Genomic DNA, 20,090 nt, shown 5'->3' with positions numbered 1-20,090 from the left:
CGGGCTGGACGAGGAGGACCCGGATGCCGTGTTCGCGGACCTCGTGGTCCAGCGACTCGGAGTAGCCCTCGACGGCGTGTTTCGAGGCGACGTAGAGGGCCATGAAGGGCTGGGGGGCGATTCCGAGGACGGACGAGATGTTGATGACGCGTCCGCCACTCTGGGCGCGCATGTGCGGCAGGACGGCCTTCGTCATACGGATGACACCGAGGACGTTGGTGTCCAGGACGCTCTGGGCGCGGGCGAGGGAGTTCTCCTCGACGGCGCCCGCCGAGCCGATGCCCGCGTTGTTGACCAGGACGTCGATGCGTCCGAACCGTTCGATCACCTCTCCGACCGCGGCGGTGGCCGAGTCGTCACTGCCCACGTCGAGATCGAGGTACGTCACGCCTGCGGGCGGGGTGAGTCCGGACGTCTTGCGGCCGGTTCCGATCACCTCGAAGCCCGCCGCGGCGAAGGCGCGGGCCGTCTCCTCGCCGATCCCCGATGAGGCACCTGTCACGAGCGCCACCGGCCGCGTTGTCGCCATCACGGACTCCCCTTCTTAGAATTACGTTCGTACGCCTTACGTACGTACGACCATAGAGGGGTCGCCGGTCGAAGGCAAGGCGCCGCCGGCCTGGCCTGATCACGTCTTCGTGCGTTCCAGTCTGATGAGGAACGCGGGGGTGCCGGAGAGGTGGACGCGCTGGGTGTGGGTGGGGACCAGGCCGGCGTGGATGGCCGGGGCCAGGAGGGTGGGGGTGGGGAGGAGGAGTACGGCGGTGCCGGTGGGGGTGAGGAGGCGGTGGAGTTCTCGCCACCAGGCGGAGGGGGCCGTCGCCAGGCTTGCCTGTGCGTGGACCTGGGTTCCCCACGGGGGGTTGCACACGATGCGGTCCACTGACCCGTCGGGCAGGGGGAGGCCCCCCGCGTCGGCCCTGCGGATGCGGATGCGGTCCAGCGACGCCGCCGCCTTGTTGGCGCGGGCGGCGGCGAGTGCGGTCCGGTCGATGTCGTAGCCCTGGAACCGCGCCGCCTCCGGGTGGGCCAGCGCCGCCTCGATGAGCAGGGTGCCCGCGCCGCAGCAGGGGTCGAGGACCGTGTGGCCGGGGCCGATGTCCGCCAGCCCCGTCATCGCCGCCGCCAGCGGCGGGTGCAGGCTCCCCGGCACCGACTGCCGCTTGTACGGGCGGCGGTGGAGGGGGCGCGGGGTGATGCGGAGCATCAGCGTCGCCCCGGTGCCGTCCAGCGTGAGGCGCCACGCCGCGTAGTCCGGTGGGGGCGCGGCCCCGGTGCGGCGCGGGTGGTACGGCACGTCGAGCCGGGCCGCCAGCGTGTGGCCGACCGCGTCCTCCGCGTCGTACCGGTTGAAGCTCCGCCTGCCCAGGAACGACGCCGAGACCTCCACCCCGGCCGGCTTGCCGCCGTGCGGGACTAGGCGGTTGCGGTGCCGCAGCAGCCTCTCGGGGTTGGCTTTCGTCGTGAGTTTTTCCAGTGCCGGCAGTGCCGCCCGGGTTGTCGCCGATTCCGGGATCCTCGCGGCCAGCAGAAACACGTCGTCCGCCGTACGGAGCGCCGTCACCCCCGTGTCGTACGGGCGCCAGGCCCGGAAGTGGACGGACCGGTGTCCGACCGCGGTGATGCCGCCCAGTTCGAGCCGCAGAATCTCGGCCGCCAACTGCGGTTCCAGACCGCGCGCACACCGAGCGACGAAACGTGCGTCGTCGCGCATGATGACTGTTCTTCTCCCACGCCAGGGCCCGGGACGGCGCCACGCCGCCCCGCCTCGTCGGCGACGGGGGATCCTCGCCTCGCCGACGGCGCCTAGCGCAGGTGGAAGAAGTACATGCCGTGGATCCTACGGGTCCTACGGGAGCCGCCGCACCGCAGTGCGCACTGCGGTGCGCACTGCGGTGCGATGCTGTTCCGCATGGTCGACACCGATCCCAAAGCGGACCTCCAGCTCTACTTGCAGGCCGCCCGCGACGCGCTGCTGTGGAAGCTCGACGGGCTGTCCGAGTACGAGGTACGGCGTCCGCTGACGCCGACCGCCACGAACCTGCTGGGGCTCGTCAAGCACCTGATCGGCTGCGAGGCCGTGTACTTCGGCGACACCTTCGGACGCCCCCTCGGCGAACCGCTGCCCTGGCTGGAGGGCGCCGCCGCCGAAGAGCCCAACGTCGACATGTGGGCGACCGCCGACGAATCCCGCGAGGACCTCGTCCGGCTCTACGAGCACGCCTGCGCGCACTCCGACGCCACGATCGCGGCGTTCGCGCTGGACGACCTCGGCCGCGTGCCGCACTGGCCGGACGACCGGGCCGAGGTGTCGCTGCACCGGGTGCTCGTCCACATGCTCGCCGAGACCCAGCGGCACGCCGGGCACGCCGACATCGTCCGCGAACTCGTCGACGGCGCGGCCGGGATGCGGCGGGGCAACGACGGCATGACGCCCGGGGACCGTGCCTGGTGGGATGGCTACCGGCGGCGGGTCGAGGACGCTGCCCGGGAGGCTCAGGGGAGGGAGTAGGGCGGTAGGGCGGTGGGACATAGGGCGGTAGGGCGGTAGGGCGACGATGGGGCGGAGTTGGTTTCCTCGGGGGGCGGGGCGACCATCGGCGGCGCAGGCTTCCTCGGGGAGGGGGCAGGACTACCAACGGCGGCGCGGGCTTCCTCGTCCGCGGCGTTCCGCGGCACCATCCTCCCCGCGTTCGCCTTCGGCGATTTCTGCCATCAGCAGATCGCCCGGCCCTTCCCTCCGCCCGCCGCCCTCCTACGCTGAGAAGGTGACCAACCACGCGCCCCACCACCACGCCCGCGTCCTCCCCCTGCGTCCCCCCGCGCCCGCGCCCGGGGACGGTGGCGGTGACGAGCGCGAGCCCCTGTGGCGCCAGGTCGTCGGGGGCGTGCTGCGGCGGGAGCGGCTGGCTCAGGAGCGTACGTTGAAGGACGTCGCCGACGCCGCGCGCATCTCCATGCCGTACCTCTCCGAGGTCGAACGCGGCCTCAAGGAGGCGTCGTCCGAAGTCCTCGCCGCCGCCACGCAGGCGCTCGGCCTGCGCCTCGCCGACCTGCTCGTGCTCGTCCACGGCGAGATCGTGCGCCTCTCCGCCATACGGGACGACGAGCAGACCGCCGCCGAGCGGCGCCGCCTCGCCGCCGGTGACCGGACCACCGCGGTCTCCTCCGTCACCGAGCTGCCCTCCGCCCGGTCCCGTTCCGGGTCCCGGCCCCGGTCCGGGGACGTACGGCTCGCTGCCTGATCCGTTCCGGCGCGCGGCAGGCGGCGGGGCTCTGCCCCGCCGCCTGCCGTCCCGCCGCCTGCCGCCCCGCCGTTACAGGTGCCGCTTGCTGATCACCTGATCCGCCAGCCCGTACGCCACCGCCTCCTGCGCCGTGAACACCTTGTCCCTGTCCGTGTCCGCACGCAGCGTCGCCACCTCGTGGCCCGTGTGCCGCGACAGCACCTCCTCCATCTGCGTCCGGATCCGCAGGATCTCCTTCGCCTCCAGGCTCAGATCCGACACCGTCCCGCGCCGCACACCGCTCGCCGGCTGCCCCAGCAGCACCCGCGCGTGCTCCAGCACGAAGCGGCTCCCCTTCTCCCCGCCCGCCAGCAGCACCGCCGCGGTCGACGCCGCCTGGCCCACGCAGTACGTGGAGATGGGCGCGCCGACGAAAGTCATCGTGTCGTAGATGGCCATCAGCGAGGTGTACGAGCCGCCGGGCGAGTTGATGTAGATGGAGATCTCGCTGCCGGGGCTCGCCGACTCCAGGTGGAGGAGCTGGGCGATGACGACGTTCGCGACGCCGTCGTCGATCTCAGTACCGAGGAAGATGATCCGCTCCGAGAGCAGCCGGCTGTAGATGTCGTACGCGCGCTCGCCGTGCGCGGTGCGCTCGACGACGTTCGGGATCGTGTACTGGCTCATGGTCACAGCCCCATCCGTCGCTTCGAACCGGCCGGGCGCACGTCTGCGAGCGACTCGACGACGTGGTCGACCATTCCGTACTCCTTCGCCTGCTCCGCCGTGAACCACCGGTCGCGGTCGCCGTCGCGCGAGATGGTCGACTGGTCCTGGCCGGTGTGCTCGGCGAGGAGGCGCTCCATGAGCGTCTTGCTGTATTCGAGGTTGTCCGCCTGGATCTCGATGTCGGCGGCGCTGCCGCCGATGCCCGCGGAGGGCTGGTGCATCATGATCCGCGCGTGCGGGAGCACGAAGCGCTTGCCCTTCGTGCCGGTAGTGAGCAGGAACTGCCCCATGCTGGCGGCGAAGCCCATGGCGAGCGTGGCCACGTCGTTGGGGATGAGCCGCATGGTGTCGTAGATGGCGAGGCCCGCGTGGACGGAGCCGCCGGGGCTGTTGACGTAGAGCGCGATGTCGGTGCGCGGGTCCTCGGCGGAGAGGAGGAGGAGCTGCGCGCAGATGCGGTTCGCGGAGGCGTCGGTGACCTCGGTGCCGAGGAGGACGATGCGCTGGCCGAGGAGTTGGGCGGCCAGGTGGTCGTCGAACCGCGACGGGGGCGGTCCCTCTTCTTCCTCGGCGCGGGGCGCCAGGTCGGGCCCCCAGGCGCTGGGTCCCGAGGCGCTGGGCCCCGAGGCTGTACGCCCCCGGGTGGTGGTGCGGGGTGGTGGTGTCATCGTGCCTCCCTCGTGGATGTGCTGTGCTGCGTTGCTTCCACAGTCCGTGGGGAGGCGGCTCGGGGGGAGGGGTCTTTGCCGGGGGCAGATTCGCCCTGGGCAGATTCGCCCTGGGCAGAGGCGCTCTGAGCGGCGGGGCTCTGAGCGGCGGGGCTCTGGGCGGCGGGGCTCTGGGCGGCGGGGCTCTGGGCAGAGGGGCTCTGGGCAGAGGGGCTCTGGGCAGAGGGCTCTGGGCGGGCGGGGCTCTGGGCGGGCGGGGCTACGCCGACGCCGCCCCCGCCTCCCGGCCGTACCACGCCACCACCGCCGCCGTCACCACCGCCAGCGCCCCCAGCGCCGCCAGCCCCGGCACGTGCTCCACCACCGGCCCCGCCGCCAGGCACACCGCCCCGCCCACCGCCAGCACCGCCGACGCCCGACCGCCCGTCCGCCACCGGATCGCCGCCGCACCCAGCAGGAACAGCCCTACTCCGCCGGCCAGCGCCCACGCGCCGAGCCCGTGCAGCGGCTCGGCGAGGTCGTAGTGCTCGGTGTCGGCGACCTGGTGCAGCAGTTCCTTCACGCCCAGCGCCGAGAGCACCACGCCGCCGACCAGCGGCAGGTGGAGGAAGGTGTACACGTCGCGCGCCAGCCGCGTCCGCGCGTCGCCCGCCGCCTCGGTCAGCCGCTCCTCCGCCGGCTCGGCGACCCGGTGGAAGTACAGCCGCCACAGCCCCGCCGAGACCAGCAACCCCACGGCCGAGCCGCCCAGCACGCCGTACGTCGCCGGATAGCCCTCCACCGCCACGCCGATGGCCACCATCGACTCGCCCAGCGCGATGATCACGATCAGCCCGTGCCGCTCGGCGAAGTGCGCCGGCGAGGCGACGTGCCAGCCGGAACCGCCGGTGACGTAGACGGCGGCGTAGTCGATGAGGACCGCGGCGAGCCAGATGACGATCTGTGCCCAGCCCGTGAAGAAACTGCCGACGACCAGGAGTGCGAACGGCGGCGCGACGGACGTGAGGGCGGTGGCGCGGATGGTGGTGCGCAGCCGGTCGTCGCCTGGGTGTGCCACCCAGTACGCGATGAGGTGCAGGACCCGCAGCGCGCCGTAGCAGAGGACGAAGACCAACGGGGCGTTGATGTCGCCGCCGTCCCCGCCGGCGAAGACCTCCGGCAGGGTCAGGGACACGACGAGCACCGCCGCCATCGCCGTCAGCAGTACGCCGAGGAGGGGGCCGGTGTCGGCGCGTACGACGTTGCCGAGCCAGGCGAAGCAGCACCAGCACCACCACAGCAGCGCGAGCACGACGCCGGCGCCGAGCAGCCGCATGGGGGTCGGGTCGGCGGCGAGGAGTGCGGTGACCTGCGTGAAGGCGTAGACGAAGACGAGGTCGAAGAACAGCTCGGCGGGCGTGACGCGGTGGTCGGCGCCGGTCGAGACGACGCGGCGGCGGGGGCCGCGGGGGTGGGAGGTGCGGACGGTGCGGCCGGCGCGGGTGTGGTGGTCGTGGGTGCTGCCGCCGGGGTGGGCGGAGGGCTTTCCGGGGTGTGCCGGCGTGCTGGCGGAGTGGCTCTCTGAGCTGCTCGCTCTGCCGCTCTCTTTGCTGCTGCTCTCTCTGCTGCTCTCTCTGCTGCCGGATTCGTCGCGTTCCGTCGCCATGCTGCCCCGCCCCCCACAATCGGCCACGTGTTCGTCACGTAACCTGCCGCCAGTGCCGGGCAGGCGCACGACCCGTGCCCGGTCGCGGCCGGGGCCCCTACCACGTACCCCGTACCGCCGCGGATCGCACGATACCCGGCCGACCTGGCCGTTACTCCGCGGAGTTGTGGTGGCGGCGTGACGATTCTCATCCGCCGTCCCCCGGGCAACGTTGGACCGTAGAATCCTCTCGTGGCACGGCCACCGGCGCGCACGGGGGCGCGGACGGGACGCGCACGACAAGCGCGAACGGCGTGAAGGGCCGGCCGCGGAGCACAGCAAGAACGGTAGTCGAGGAGGAAGTTCGTCGTGAGCAGCAGGCCATCCCGAGGCGCTGCTCGCCTCGCCGCCATACTCGACGCGCTCCCCGACGCGCTCATCCTCGTCGACACCAACGGCACCGTCGTCGCCGCCAACCGCGTCGCGCTGGAGACCTTCGAGCGGCCCGGCGCGGCGGTCGTCGGGCGCGGGCTGCTCGACCTGCTGCCCGACTTCGACCCGCAGCTCATCCCCGGCTCCATGCGCCGCCCGCGCGGCGGCGGCGACGCCACGGGCTCCGTGGCCCCCGACGCGGGAGTGCGCGCCGACGAGCGTACGAAGCCGCTGCGCACCGCCGCCCGCCGCACCGACGGCAGCGCCTTCCCCGCCGAGGTCACCAGCGCCGACCTGGAGGACGGCCCGAACGGCGAGTCCCCGTACGCGCCCGGCCACCACTACACGGGCGACGAGCTGCTGATGCTCGTCGTACGCGACCTCACGGGCACGGCGGAGGTCGAAGCGGAGCTGCAGCGGCAGCGCCGGCAGACCGAGATGATCCTGCGCGCCGCCGCCGAGGGCATCGTCGGTACGGACACGACCGGCCGGGTCGTCCTGGTCAACCCCTCCGCCGCGCAGATCCTCGGCTACCGCGCCAGCGAACTCGGCGGCGCCGACCTCCACCCCCTCATCCACCACTCGCGCCCGGACGGCACCCCCCTGCCGTACGAGGAGACCCCGATCTCCGACACCCTGCGCTCCGGACGCAAGCACCGGGTACGCGGCCAGGTGCTGTGGGGACGCGACGGCCAGCCGGTGCCGGTGGACATGACGACGGCCCCGGTGCGCGACGGCGACCAACTCGTCGGTGCCGTCCTCGCCTTCACCGACCGGCGGCGGCGCGACGCGCTGGAGGCGCGGCTCGCGCAACTCCAGGCGGTGCTGGACGTGGCGCTGCGCGGCCCGCTCGACACGCTACGCGCGGAGCTGAACACCCTGGTCGACGACCCGGCCGGCCAGCTGTGGCCGGAGGCCAACCAGACACTGCGCCACCTCTCCGCCGGCTACGGGCGCATGACCGCGCTCATCGACAGCGTGCTCGACTTCCAGCGGCTGGACTCCGGCAGGGAGCGGCTCGCGGTGGAGCCGGTGAACGTCGAGGACGTGGTGCACGCCGCGACCGAGGGCGCGGACGAGCTGATCGGGCCGGGGCGGGCGCAGTTCGTGGTGCACGCGCCGCGGCTGGAGATCGAGGCGGACGGGCGGTGGCTGGCGCTGGCGCTGGCGCACCTGATCGCGGAGGTCGCGGGCGTCGACGCCACGGGGCAGCGGACGGCGGGGGCGTCGGACGCGCCGGTTGTGGTGGCGGCGGCGCAGCGGGGGGATGTGGTGCGGATCGAGGTGCAAGGGCCGCGGGGGCCGGGGGTTGGGGTTGGGGCTGGGTCGGTTTCTGGGGCTGGGGCTAGGGCTTCGGCCGGTGGTCCGGGGGCGGGTTCCGTGCACGAGCCGCTGGCCCGGGGCGTCGCCCTGCTGCACGGCGGGATACTGCAGACGCACGACGTGCCGGGGCAGAACGGCGGCGCGTACCTGCTGGAGGTGCCGGTGCAGGCTTCCGGCCCGGCGGCGCGGGCCGCGCGGAACAGGGAGACCTCGGGGCGCGGGCGGGACACGGGGAACGAGACGACGGTGATGCCCGGCGCGGAGGCGTTGGGGCGGGGTAGTGCGTCGGGTGTGGTGGCGGGCGGGTCGGCTCGCGGTGGGGCTGGGGGGTCCGGCGGCGGTTCGGCCGGCGGGGCGGTAGGCGGTTCGGTCGACGGTTCGGCTGGCGGTTCGGTTGGGGCGGGGGAGTCGGGGGAGCTGGTTGGGCTGGGGGATCCCGGCGGGGCTGGTGGGTCTCGTGGATCCGGTGGGCCTCGTGGATCCGGTGGGTCTGGTGGATCCGGTGGGCCTCGTGGATCCGGCGGGTCTGGCGGGGCCGAGGGCGGTACGGCCGGCGGCGGTGTCGCGGGTGGCGGTGCGGCCGGTGGTGGACGTACGGCCGGTGGGCGGCGGCGACGCGCCGCTCCCGCGGCGGAGTCGGGCGACGGAACTGGGACGCCCCCGCGCGGTACGGGAGTCGGCGGTACGGGCACGGGCCGGCGGCGGCGCGGAGCGACACCGGCGGCGGGGGTGCCGACGGGTCCCGGGTCTGGTCACGGGGCTGGGGCTGGGACCGGAGCCGGTGCTGAGGTCGGAGCCGGTGCTGGGACCGGGGCCGGTGCTGGGAGCGGAGCCGGTTCCGGGGCTGGTCCCGGGGCCGGGGCGGGGGTGCCTGCGGAGGGTGTTCCGGTGGCGGGGCTGCCGCCGGGGCAGGGTGCGGACGGTGGTGCGGACGGCGGTGCGGGGCGCGGTGGACCGGGTGCGGTAGGCGGTCGCGGGGCCGGGGCACCGGAGGCCGGTGGGCCGTCGGTTGTCCAGGAGCCGGGGCGCACGCCGGGGCACGGTGCGCCGCAGGGTGCGGTGGCGCCCGAGGCGGTGGGTGGCGTCGCCGGGCAGGCGACTGCCGGTGGGCCGACGCCGACGGGCGGTGCAAGCGGGTCCGGCGGGCGCCGGCGGCGGGCGGCTCCGGGTGAAGGGCCGGTTGCGTACGGCGGTGGGGGCGGTGTGCCTGCGCCGGGTGGCGGTGCGGGTCCTGCAGCCCAACCTGGTTTCCACGGCGGCCCGGGCGGGCCGCGGGACGGCGCCGGTGCCGGTGCCGGTGCCGGTGCCGGTGCCGGTGCCGCGGTGGACGGTACGGCCGGTGGCGCGGGTGCGCCGACGGGCGGCACGGGCGATACGGGCGGCAGTGCCGGGGAGGTCAGCGCCGTGGAGAGCGGCGCCGCGGCGCTCGGGCACGCCCTCCCCGGGACGCAGGGTCGCGGCCGTCGGCGGCGGCCGGTGGGCCAGGGGCCGGGTGGCCCGCAGCAGGGCGACCGTTCTGAGTCCGGTGAGCCCTCGACGGGTGCTCGGCGGCGGCCCGTAGGACGTGGACCGGCGGGACCGGACTCACCTCCGGGACCGGGCGGACCGGAGTCCGGGCCCGGTGGCCCGGGTGGTCAGGGCGTTCCGGGTGGACCCGGCGGCTATGGCGGGCCTGGCGGCCCAGGGCGTCCCGGCGGCCAAGAGCGTCCGGGCGGGCCGGGCGGGCCCGAGGGACCGGACGACGACCCGATGGGGCCGGGCGGTCCGACGGGTCCGGGTGACCCCATGGGACCGGGCGGCCCGAGCGGTCCGAGCGGTCCGGCGGGGCCCGGAGGCCGGGGCGGCCCCGGCGGCCCTGGTGGGCAGGCAGGACCGCGCGGACCCGGCGCACCGGGCGGGCCCGTCGGCCCGGCGGCGCCCGGTGGCCCGGGCGGACGGGCCGGGCCGAACGGCCCGGCCGGGCCCGGCCCGACGGCCCCCGGCGGCCCCACCGCGCACGCCGGCACAGGCGCTCACCCGGGTCCCGGCACCCACGCCGAGCCGGTCGACCACCCCTCGCGTACGGGCCACACCCCCGGCCGGGTCGAGCCGATCGACCCCGCCGACTACGACGACGCCGCACCCCCCAGCGAACCGGCCGGCCCCGTGTACACCGCGGGCCCCGGCGAGTACGACGGCCCCACGGCACCCCGTCGCGCCCCCGCCCGGCGCCCCGGCGCCGGCGCCCCCGGCGCGCACCCCGGACCCGGCGCTGCCGCCGGGCCCGCGCGGCGCGGCGACCCCGGTGGGGCCTCCGCCGACCGGCTGGAGCCCGCCGACCCCGCCGGGCACCGCCCCGGTGCGCCGCACCCCGCCGCCCTCCCTGCCGCGCAGCACGCACCGGCGCCGCAGCTCCCCCGGGGCACCACCGACCCGGCCGTACGGAACGCCCCCGCACCCGGCGCCGCACCCGCACCCGGCCCCGGCACCGGACCCGGCACCGGACCCGCCCGGCCGCAGCACCCCACCGGCCGTCGTCGCCGCCCCGGCCCCGCGACGCAGGACCCGGACACCGGCCCGTACCCCCACTCCCCCGGCACCGACCCCGCACCGCACCCAGGCGCCTACGACGACGCCCCACCCCCCTACGCCACGCGCGACCCCCGCCGGCCCACCGGCCGCCCCGTACAGGACCCGGACACCGGCCCGTACCCCCACGCCAGCAACCGCGGCGCTCCCACCGGCGCCGAAGGCAACGACAGCGGCGGCAACGCCGACGACACGGGCGAAGTCCGCACCGTACGCACCTCGCAGACCCCGCACCCCGCCCACGACACCCCGGACGCCCAGCCCCCCCGGCGCGGCACCCCCACCCCGAGCGTCCCCGCGCAGCACGACCCGCGCACGCAGCACGACCCGCGCACCCAGGGCGACTCCCGCACCCAGGGCGGCACCCCGGACGCCCAGCGCGACCCCCGCGACCCCCGCACCCAAGGCGCCCCCGCCCCCCGCCAACCCGCCCCGCATCAGCCCGCCCCGCAGCAGCCCCACACCGCCGAACCCGCCGCCGCCCAGGCACCCGCCGCCGGCCCCCACGCCTCCGGCCACACCCCCGCGCCCGTAGACCCACGGCACGAGATGCAGACCCCCGCCCGCGGCGTCGACCCGCGCCGCGCCACCCCGACCGCCGCCGCGAACGCCCCCGACGCCCCCGGACCCCGCGGCGACACCACCCGCGGCGGCGCCACCCGCTTCGCCCGCTCCGCCGCGACCCCCGCGATGCCGGCCCTGCCGGCGCAGCAGTCGGGCCCGATCAGCGTGCGCACCCTCGGCCAGGGCGTGGCCTACGTGGACCAGCCCTCCGGCCCGCCCGCGCAGGGCGACCAAGGGAGCCAGGGGGACCAGGAGAACCAGGTCAGCCAGGCCGGCGGTCCTCCGAGCCATGGCACCCGACCCGGCCACCGCGCCACCCAACCCCCCGAGAACGCGGCGGCCACCGAGGCAGACCCGAACGACCCCTACGACACCGCCAACGACTCCGCATACGACCCCTCCACCTCCGCCGGCGACCCCGCACTCGCCCCCACCCACGACCCGTACGACTCCGCCGACGAGCACACCGGCGGCCGGCGGCGCCCCCTCGGCGCCGGCGGCGAACCGCCCGCCGCGGACTCCCGGCAACCCGGCCGCCCCCGCCCCCAACCCCAGCCCCAGCCCCAAGCCACCGCCCCACCCCCCACTCACCACCCCCACCGCCAGCCACCCCGCCCCGGCACCGGTCCCGCCGCCGGCACCGCCGCCGGCGCCCGGCGCGACGCCATCGGGCGGGCCTTCGCCATCGGAGCCCCCGACGCGTCCGCCGCCGAGGGCCCCGAGCCGCTCGACGGCCGCCACGGCGTCATCGAGGTCGCCGCGCAGGACCCCGAGACGACCCCGCTGCGCCTCGACGACGAGATGCCGCCCGAGCCGCTGGACAACCCGCGCCGGCTGCTCGTCTGGCCCGAGCCCGACGCCGCCACGCAGCAGGCGCTGACCGCGCGCAGCTACCGCCCCGTCGTGGTCCATTCCCGCGAGGAGCTGGACGCGCAGATCTCCGTCTCCCCCGCCGGCCTCTTCGTGGACCCGCTGACCGGCCCGATCACGCGCACCGCACTGCAGGCGCTGCGCATGGCGGCGGTGGCGGCCTCCGTGCCGGTGCTGGTCACGGCCGGCCTCGGGCAGGCGACGCGGGAGGCGGCGTACGGGGCGGACCCGGCGGTGCTGCTGAAGGCGCTCGCGCCGCGCGACAGCGAGCAGCACCCGCCGCGCGTGCTCCTCTTCGAGGAGAACCCGGACATCGCGGACGCCCTGGCGGCGACCCTGGAGCGGCGCGGGATGCAGGTCATGCACGCCGCGTCGGACGAGCAGGCGGTGGACCTGGCGACCCGCTTCCGGCCGAACCTGGTCGTGATGGACCTGATGCGGATCCGCCGCCGGCGTACGGGCATCGTGGACTGGCTGAACGCGAACGGGCTGCTGAACCGGACGCCGATGGTGGTCTACACGGCCGTCGACATCAACCGCGCCGAACTGCCGCGGCTGCGCTCGGGGGAGACGGTGCTGTTCCTGGCGGAGCGGTCGACGAGCGCGGAGGTGCAGAACCGGATCGTCGACCTCCTCGCCAAGATCGGCACGACCTAGCAGGCCCTGCGAACCGCACCGCCACCGTCCAGAAAAAACGTCACAGCCGCGTGACCGGCAACTCCCCGTCCGCGTACCGCCTCCGCAGCACCTTCTTGTCGAACTTCCCCACGCTCGTCTTCGGCACCTCCCCGATCCGCACCCACCGCTCCGGCAGCTGCCACTTCGCGATCCGCTTCCCCAGGTGCGCCTGCAGCTCCTCGTACGTCACGGCCGCGCCCTCGCGCACCACCACCGCCGCCAGCGGCCGTTCGTCCCACTTCTCGTCCGGCACGGCGATGACCGCCGCCTCTGTGACGTCCGGGTGGGCCATCAGATGGTTCTCCAGCTCCATCGACGAGATCCACTCGCCGCCCGACTTGATGACGTCCTTCGCCCGGTCCGTCAGCGTCAGATAGCCGTCGGCCGTGATCGTGCCGACGTCGCCGGTGCGCAGCCAGCCGTCCTCGCTGAACTTGTCCTCCGGCCGGAACGGCTCGCCGTCCGCGCCCCCGTAGTACGCGCCCGTGATCCACGGCCCGCGTACCTCCAGCTCCCCCGCCGACTCGCCGTCGTGCGGCAGCAGGTTCCCGTCCGGGCCGCGCAGCCGCGCCTCCACGCTCGCCGGGAAGCGCCCCTGCTTCAGCCGGTACGGGAACTCCTCCGCCGGCTCCAGCCCGGGCGGCGGGTGCGCGATGCAGCCCAGCGGCGAGGTCTCCGTCATGCCCCACGCCTGGACGACGCGGATGCCGTGCCGCTCCTCGAAGCCCCGCATGAGCTGGGGCGAGCAGGCGGAGCCGCCGATGATGGCGGTGCGCATGGAGGAGACGTCGCGGGGCCGGGCGTCGAGTTCGTTGAGGAGGCCCTGCCAAATGCTGGGGACGGCGCCGCTGATGGTGGGCCGGCAGGTCTCCATCATGTCGGCGATCGGGCCGGGCTGCAGGAAGCGGTCGGGCATCAGCAGGGAGGTGCCGGCCATGAAGGCGGCGTGCGGCAGGCCCCAGGCGTTGACGTGGAACATCGGCACGATCGGCAGCACGAGGTCGTGCGACGTGATGCCGAAGGACTCGGCGGCGAGGACGCCGAGGGAGTGCAGGTAGACGGAGCGGTGGCTGTAGAGGGTGCCCTTGGGGTCGCCGGTGGTGCCGGAGGTGTAGCAGAGGGCGGCGGTCTCGCGTTCGTCGAGCACGGGCCAGTCGTACGTCTCGGGGCGGCCGGCGACGAGTTCCTCGTACTCGTGGACGGTGACGTGGGCGCCGTCGAGGAGCGCGCGGTCGCCGGGGCCGGCGACGACGACGTGCTCGACGCGCGGCATCTGCGGCAGCAGCGGCACGAGGAGGGGGAGGAGGGTGCCGTTGGTGAGGATGACGCGGTCGGCGGCGTGGTTGACGATCCACGTGAGCTGGCGCGGGTCGAGACGGAGGTTGAGGGTGTGCAGGACGGAGCCCATGGCGGGGAGGGCGAGGTAGGCCTCCAGGTGCTCGGCGTTGTTCCACATGAGGGTGCCGACGGGCTCCTGCGGCCGTACGCCCAGCTCGTCGCGGAGCGCGTGCGCGAGCTGCGCGGCGCGGGCGCCGACGGCGGCGTAGGTGCGGGTCTGCGGTGGCTCGTCCGCGCCGGTCCAGGTGATGACCCTGGCGGAGCCGTGGATGGTCGAACCGTGGGTCACGATCCGCGAGATGGTCAGCGGTACGTCCTGCATCGTGCTCAACACGGAGGGCCTCCCGGGGGATAGGAAGCGGTTACGCGCCAGTAATCGCTGGCGCTGATTCTGCTGGTGACCGGGCGCCTTGTCACTACCTCGGGCGGGGTGTCTACGCCCCATATGCGCCGCTCCGTACGCGCCACTCCGTACGCGCCGCGCCCCTCCGTACGCGACGCTCCGCAGGCGCCGCTCCGTACGCGCCGCACCCCTCCGTACGCGCCCCCGCGACCCCGCGGCGCTCCGCGGGCGCGGGGGCTACGCCGCCTGCGCCAGCTCCCCCAGCCCCGTGTCCTCCCGGAGCTTCGCCAGCGCGCGCGAGACCGCGCTCTTCACCGTCCCCACCGACACCCCCAGCACGGCCGCCGTCTGCGCCTCGCTCAGGTCCTCGTAGTACCGCAGCACCACCATCGCCCGCTGCCGCTCCGGCAGCCGCAGCACCGCGCGCCACATCGCGTCGCGCATCGCCTGGTGCTCCGCCGGGTCGGGGCCGGGGACGGGGGCGGGCTCGGGGAGGTCGTCGCCCGCGGCGTACTCGTCGACGCGGCGCTTGCGCCACTGCGAGGTGCGGGTGTTGAGCAGCGCGCGGCGTACGTAGCCGTCGAGGGCGCGCGGATCCTCGATCCGGTCCCAGGCCAGGTAGGTCTGCGCCAGCGCGGTCTGCAGCAGGTCCTCGGCGTCCCAGGGGCTGGTGGTAAGGGAGCGCGCGGTGCGCAGCAGCACCGGCCCCCGCAGGTTCACGTACGCCGCGAATGTCGGAAGGGGCGGTCGCGTGGTGCCCGCCGCGGGGGCGTCGGTGCTGCTGGCTGTGGACATGTCTCCACGCTAGGAGCGGCACCCGGGTCGGCGGATCGCCCGGAGGTCGCGGTGCGTGCTCCACCCGAGGGAGTAGGTCTCCGGCTGGCCGGACCTCCCGTAGGTGGAGGTCCGGCGGGCGGACCCCTCGGGGGCACCAGGCCGGGGGTCCCGTGATCGCGACCGGCGCGTCCACGACGTCGCGGTCGGGCGACCCGCCCCCGAACGCGACCGCGCGACCGCACCGTGACGGTGCGGTCGCGCGGCCATCCCCATGCGCACCCCGAACTGCGTGGCCCTTACCAGATGTAGGTGAAGGCGATCACCGTGTCCGACTGGTCGACGACGTTGCCGAACCCCTGGACGTTGGCGGTGTTGGACTCGTTGTAGCCGCCGTCACCGTTGGCGACCTGCTGGGTCTGGGCGTTGTTGCCGAAGTTGTCGTCACCGACGCCGCCGAGCTGGCCGACGATCGCGGAGTGGGATTCGTCGTTGGCGAACGCCCCGTTGTCCGCGTGCGCCACCCCTCCGAAGAGTGCGACAGCGAGCGGCAGTGAAGCTGCCGCGGCCATGATGCGGGCCGTACGAGTGCGTGCCATCTACTTCCTCCTATGTAACGGAAGACGGTTCCGTGGCCGGGAGTTGACCGGGGTTCCGGCCGGCTCTCCGGCGGCTTGCGACGTTGCGAGAGCATCGTTGCCCGCGGATCCCGGGACTATCGGGGATCGGTGGCCGTTTCCCCCGCAGGCGTGATCGACGCCGGGTAAACCCGCACAGCCGGACACTTTCGGTTATCGAACATTTGTACGAGACTGAAGGCATGGACAGCTCCGTACACAGCCACGCCCTCACCGCCGCGCTGGCCGCCGCCCGCCGCGGCCTGCCCGTCTTCCCGCTGTCCCGCGCGAAGCAGCCCGCGGTCCGCTCCCCGCACCACGCGGACTGGCCGCGGGTGCCCTGCCGCGGGGAGTGCGGGCGTATAGGCCACGGCGTGTACGACGCGACGACCGACTCCGACGCCATACACACCCTCTTCGCCGCCGCCCCCTGGGCGACGGGATACGGCATCGCGTGCGGCCGGCCGCCGCATCACCTGATCGGGCTGGACCTCGACGTGAAGGCTGGGACCGACGTGCTCGGGGTGTTCGAGTCGCTGCTCGCCACGCACGGGATCGTGCTGCCGCCCACGGTGGTCGTCCTCACCCCGAGCGGCGGCCGGCACCTCTGGCTCACCGGCCACCCCGGCCACACGGTCCCCAACTCCGCGGGCCGCCTCGCACCCGGCGTCGACGTCCGCGGCACCGGCGGCTACCTCGCCGGCCCCGGCTCCCGCACCCTGCACGGCGCGTACCGCCTGGCCCCCCGCTCCACCCGCGCCCCGGCCCCCGCCCCGAGGGCCCTGCTCCGCCTCCTCACCCCACCCCCACCGACCCCGCCGCCGACCTCGACCCCGCCCCCGCCGCCGTCGGCGGCCCAGGCACCCCCGGACGACCTCCCGGGACGCGAACGCCGCGCGGACGCCCTGATCCGCTTCGTCGCCGCCTCCCGCCCCGGCGAACGCAACGCCCGCCTGTTCTGGGCCGCCTGCCGCGCGTACGAGACGGGCCAGGGCCCGGACGTCGCGGCGGCGCTGGTCCGCGCGGCGGTCACCACGGGCCTGCCGGAACGGGAGGCGGCGGCAACGGTGGCGTCAGCGGCACGCCACACACCCCCGTAACCCCGCCGCAGCCCGCGCAGCCCCGCTGCAGCCCGCAGAAAGAATCCCCGTGCCCCTCCCTCCCACCGATGAGTTCCGCGCGCCCACCCCGTCTACCCTCACAGACAGCGCGCTCCAGGAACCGACCCACCGCAGCCCGGAGAGGGGCCACCACCATGCCGCACAAGATCTTCGTCAACCTGCCCGTGAAGGACCTGGACCGCTCGACGGCCTTCTTCACCGCCCTCGGCTACCGCTTCGACGAGAACTTCACGGACGAGAACGCCACCTGCCTCGTCATCACGGACGACATCTACGCGATGCTCCTCACGGAGCCGTTCTTCAAGGGCTTCACCAAGAACCAGATCGCCGACACCACCACCGCCACGGAGGCGATCCTCGCCCTGAGCGTGGACAGCCGCGCGGCGGTGGACGAGATCGTCGACAAGGCCCTCGCCGCGGGCGGGGCCGTCGCGAACGAGCCCAACGACCAGGACTTCATGTACGGCCGCAGCTTCCTCGACCCGGACGGCCACCAGTGGGAGATCTTCTGGATGGACCCCACCGCCGCAGCCTCCTGACTCCACCCCCAACCCGCACGCGACCCCGCCACCCGAACCGCTAGCCTTGGTCCCTGCCGCCGCCGAGCCGGCGGCAGGGAGAGTTGCCCGAGCGGCCTAAGGGAACGGTCTTGAAAACCGTCGTGGCGTATCCCGTCACCGTGGGTTCGAATCCCACACTCTCCGCCTGACGCGACGAAGCCCCAGCTCAGCAGGGGCGCCGCCGTATCCGGACGGCGCCCCCGCCGAACTGGGGCTGTCTCACCCTGACTCGCGGGTTTCCCACTCCTGACCAGTGTGTGCGGCCAACCTGCGGCCAGGATTCAGGACCCTTCGGGCCCGTCCCCGTGCTCAGCCAAGGCTGTCTCACCCCGAACCACTGGTATCTCAGGTTCGACCAAACCGTATGGGCCATGTGTGGGCCAGCGGACCCCGCTCCGCCGACGCCGCACGCCGCTACGAAAGTTGACCCCGCCCCCGCGACCCCGCGACCCTACAGCGGCAGCGTCCGGTGGAACACCACCATCGGCTGCCCCGCCCCGTTGTAGTCCTCCACCACCCGGGCCTCGAACCCCAGCCGGCGGTGGAACGACTGCGACCCCGTGTTCTCCACCGACGTGATCGCCTTCAGCCGCGCCGCCCCCTGCCGCCCCGCCGCCGCGGCGAACGCCCCGTACAGGCGGCGGCCCAGGCCCGTGCCGCGGGTGTCGTCGCGGGTGGCGATCAGGTGGACGTAGGCCGTGCCGGCCGGGGTGACGAAGCCGAAGACGTAGCCGTGGATGCCGTCGGCGGCGCGGGCGACCAGGCAGGTGTCGCCGAACTCCTGCACCATCGCGAGGAGATGGAGCGGGCGCAGGTCGCGTTCGCCCCAGTAGCGGGGGTGGTCGGCGAGGACCCGGTGGAAGTCGGCCGTGGTCGCCGGCTCGATGCGCGCGTCCCAGTTGTGCGCGTCCCCGTTGTGCGCGTTCCCGGTGTGCGCGTCCTCGGTGGCCATCGTCTCTCTCCCTCGCGACCGGCGGCTACGGCGTGGCGTCCGCCAGGGCCTCCGTGATCTGGCGGGCGGTGTCCCGGGCGACGTTCGGTTTCGTCGCCGCATACGCCGTGTACGCGCCGAGCCCCGTCGTCAGCGCCCAGCCCCGTCCCCGCGCCCACGCCGCGTCGTCCGCGCGCAGTGCCTCGCGGAACACGCGGCGCGGGCCCGCGTCCAGCAGGGTCCAGGCGACGACCAGGTCGCAGGCCGGGTCGCCGACGCCCAGGCCGCCGAAGTCGAGGACGGCGCTGAGCTGACCGGCGCGGGTGAGGAGGTTGCCGTTGTGCATGTCGCCGTGGAACCACACCGGCGGCCCGGCGGCGCGGTCCTCCGCCTCGACGGCCGCCTCCCACACAGCCGTCAGCGCGCCGGCGTCGAACGTCCCGTCCGCGCCCACCGCCGCGATCGCCGCCCGCGTCGCGCGGTCGCGGTCCCGTAGCGGTTCGGCGGGGGAGAGCAGCCCGTACGACCCGTCGGAAGGCAGCGCCAGTCCCTGCAACGCGCCCAGGAAAGCCGCCATCTCCGCCGCGGCCTCCTCCGGGTCCTTCAGACCGTCGTGGGTGGCCGTCTCGCCGTCGAGCCACCGCGACACCGACCAGTGCCACGGATAGCCGAACGCCGGCTCGCCCACCTCCAGCGGCGCCGGGACCGCCAGCGGCAGGTGGGGGGCGAGCCGGGGCAGCCACAGGAGTTCCTTCTCGGCCTGCCCCGCGGCCCAGTCGCCGCGCGGGAGGCGTACGGTCATGGCGTCGCCGAGCCGGAAGATCACGTGGTCCAGGCCGCCGGGGTGCAGGCGCCGTAGCGGCAGATGCGCCCACCGCGGGAACTGCGCCGCCAACAGGCGCCCGGCCAGCGCCTCGTCGACGACGGGCGCGGCGACGGCGGCGGCGCCCTCGGTGGTCTCGGCCGACAAACGACTCTCCTCCCGGCCCGGGGTCCGCCTCATCCCATCTCCCGGACGCCCGCGCTGTCGAACGGTTTTACGCGGTCGCACCGGCGGACACGGGCGGACACCGGCGGAATGCCTTTCTCCGACGAGCCGCAGCCGGCGGCTGTGGTGGCGTACCAGCCCGGCCGGCCGCGGGGCTGCGGTGCCGGGGCCGCGCGCCCTGTCGGAGCTGAAGGAGTACGGGCAGGTCAAGGCGCCGGCGACGGAGGCGCTGCTGCTCGCGGCGGAGCGGCGGGCCGCCGCGAGCGGAGGGGATCCGAGGAATACGCGTGACTCGAAAATCGAACACGTGTCAGAATAACTGCGTGACCCACACCTTCCCCGAAGACCTCGTCCAGACCCAGCGCGACTGGTACGCGGTGTATCGCAGGCTCGCCGAAGAGCCGCGGCACAGCGCCAGCGAAACCGCGGTCCTGCGGCGGCGATTGCTGCGGCTGTCGGTGCGGGTGTCCACCCATCCGTACTGGCAGACGGCGGGCGGCCGGCGGCCGGCCGCCCGGATGGCACTCAAGGAGGCGGCCTGGGCGGAGGCGCGGGCGGAGAGCGCCCGCGGCGGGTGACGACCGGCGCGGAGACGCGGGGCGGGGTCGCGGAGACGGTCCGTGTGCCGTACGGGACTACGGGACTCACGGACTCACGCGCCACCGCCTACCGGACCCGGACAGGGGACGGGTCCGGTGCGGGGAGGTTCGGACCGGGGCGGTGACGGGCCCCGGT

16 protein-coding genes and 1 tRNA gene are annotated in these 20,090 nt (G+C 74.8%); 7 read left to right on the top strand and 10 right to left on the bottom strand.

Going from position 1 to position 20,090, the window contains the following annotated elements; translation table 11 throughout:
• Window positions 1–529 (bottom strand): SDR family NAD(P)-dependent oxidoreductase (locus tag T328_RS34065; protein WP_496500127.1); only part of this gene is annotated, 529 nt, incomplete at its 3' end.
• 99 nt (window positions 530–628) lie between these two features.
• Window positions 629–1,714: a methyltransferase domain-containing protein gene (locus tag T328_RS34060; RefSeq protein ID WP_496500126.1), complete on the bottom strand. Its 1,086-nt coding sequence runs from the start codon at window positions 1,712–1,714 to the stop codon at window positions 629–631.
• A 198-nt stretch (window positions 1,715–1,912) separates the two neighbouring features.
• On the opposite strand from T328_RS34060, the gene T328_RS34055 reads away from it, so the two are divergent.
• The gene (locus T328_RS34055) at window positions 1,913–2,512 is read left to right on the top strand and encodes a DinB family protein (protein WP_496500125.1); all 600 of its coding nucleotides are present in this window, start codon (window positions 1,913–1,915) and stop codon (window positions 2,510–2,512) included.
• Between the two features lie 256 nt (window positions 2,513–2,768).
• Entirely contained in the window at window positions 2,769–3,245 is a 477-nt protein-coding gene (locus tag T328_RS34050; RefSeq protein WP_496500124.1) for a helix-turn-helix domain-containing protein, read from the top strand.
• Window positions 3,246–3,317: 72 nt separating this feature from the next.
• Here the strand turns inward: T328_RS34050 and T328_RS34045 are convergent, their stop codons facing one another.
• From T328_RS34045 to T328_RS34035, 3 genes are all read right to left on the bottom strand, one after another.
• A complete protein-coding gene (locus tag T328_RS34045) occupies window positions 3,318–3,914 on the bottom strand; it encodes a ClpP family protease (RefSeq protein ID WP_496500130.1) in 597 nt (198 codons plus the stop codon).
• A gap of 2 nt (window positions 3,915–3,916) precedes the next feature.
• The gene (locus tag T328_RS34040; protein ID WP_496500123.1) at window positions 3,917–4,624 is read right to left on the bottom strand and encodes a ClpP family protease; all 708 of its coding nucleotides are present in this window, start codon (window positions 4,622–4,624) and stop codon (window positions 3,917–3,919) included.
• 259 nt (window positions 4,625–4,883) lie between these two features.
• The gene (locus tag T328_RS34035) at window positions 4,884–6,269 is read right to left on the bottom strand and encodes a low temperature requirement protein A (protein ID WP_496500122.1); all 1,386 of its coding nucleotides are present in this window, start codon (window positions 6,267–6,269) and stop codon (window positions 4,884–4,886) included.
• Between the two features lie 348 nt (window positions 6,270–6,617).
• Here T328_RS34035 and T328_RS34030 point away from each other — a divergent pair, with 348 nt between their 5' ends.
• On the top strand, window positions 6,618–12,662 hold the full coding sequence (locus tag T328_RS34030) for a PAS domain-containing protein (protein ID WP_496500121.1): 6,045 nt from the start codon (window positions 6,618–6,620) through the stop codon (window positions 12,660–12,662).
• A gap of 40 nt (window positions 12,663–12,702) precedes the next feature.
• On the opposite strand, the gene T328_RS34025 is transcribed toward T328_RS34030, so the two are convergent.
• From T328_RS34025 to T328_RS34015, 3 genes are all read right to left on the bottom strand, one after another.
• Window positions 12,703–14,355 (bottom strand): long-chain fatty acid--CoA ligase, encoded by a 1,653-nt coding sequence (locus T328_RS34025; RefSeq protein WP_496500120.1) that lies wholly within the window; start codon window positions 14,353–14,355, stop codon window positions 12,703–12,705.
• Between the two features lie 246 nt (window positions 14,356–14,601).
• The gene (locus T328_RS34020) at window positions 14,602–15,159 is read right to left on the bottom strand and encodes a SigE family RNA polymerase sigma factor (protein WP_496500119.1); all 558 of its coding nucleotides are present in this window, start codon (window positions 15,157–15,159) and stop codon (window positions 14,602–14,604) included.
• 278 nt (window positions 15,160–15,437) lie between these two features.
• On the bottom strand, window positions 15,438–15,710 hold the full coding sequence (locus tag T328_RS34015) for a hypothetical protein (protein WP_496500129.1): 273 nt from the start codon (window positions 15,708–15,710) through the stop codon (window positions 15,438–15,440).
• 248 nt (window positions 15,711–15,958) lie between these two features.
• Here T328_RS34015 and T328_RS34010 point away from each other — a divergent pair, with 248 nt between their 5' ends.
• The 3 genes from T328_RS34010 to T328_RS34000 all read left to right on the top strand — a co-directional run bounded on the left by T328_RS34010 (window position 15,959) and on the right by T328_RS34000 (window position 17,580).
• On the top strand, window positions 15,959–16,855 hold the full coding sequence (locus T328_RS34010) for a bifunctional DNA primase/polymerase (RefSeq protein WP_496500118.1): 897 nt from the start codon (window positions 15,959–15,961) through the stop codon (window positions 16,853–16,855).
• A 155-nt stretch (window positions 16,856–17,010) separates the two neighbouring features.
• Window positions 17,011–17,415 carry a VOC family protein gene (locus tag T328_RS34005; protein ID WP_496500117.1) on the top strand — a complete coding sequence of 135 codons (405 nt, stop codon included), beginning with the start codon at window positions 17,011–17,013 and terminating at the stop codon, window positions 17,413–17,415.
• Window positions 17,416–17,492: 77 nt separating this feature from the next.
• Window positions 17,493–17,580, top strand: a tRNA-Ser gene (locus T328_RS34000).
• A gap of 307 nt (window positions 17,581–17,887) precedes the next feature.
• Here T328_RS34000 and T328_RS33995 read toward each other — a convergent pair.
• Together T328_RS33995 and T328_RS33990 are read right to left on the bottom strand one after the other, a co-directional pair.
• The gene (locus T328_RS33995; protein WP_496500116.1) at window positions 17,888–18,388 is read right to left on the bottom strand and encodes a GNAT family N-acetyltransferase; all 501 of its coding nucleotides are present in this window, start codon (window positions 18,386–18,388) and stop codon (window positions 17,888–17,890) included.
• 25 nt (window positions 18,389–18,413) lie between these two features.
• On the bottom strand, window positions 18,414–19,337 hold the full coding sequence (locus T328_RS33990) for an aminoglycoside phosphotransferase family protein (RefSeq protein ID WP_496500115.1): 924 nt from the start codon (window positions 19,335–19,337) through the stop codon (window positions 18,414–18,416).
• A 341-nt stretch (window positions 19,338–19,678) separates the two neighbouring features.
• Between T328_RS33990 and T328_RS33985 the strand changes: the two genes are divergently transcribed.
• Window positions 19,679–19,933: a DUF8825 domain-containing protein gene (locus tag T328_RS33985; RefSeq protein WP_496500114.1), complete on the top strand. Its 255-nt coding sequence runs from the start codon at window positions 19,679–19,681 to the stop codon at window positions 19,931–19,933.
• Window positions 19,934–20,090 lie beyond the last annotated feature (157 nt).

This window comes from Streptomyces sp. CNX435 (assembly GCF_059570575.1).
The sequence above is the reverse complement of the archived record's forward strand: the minus strand, read 5'-3'. Positions and strand labels throughout refer to the sequence as shown.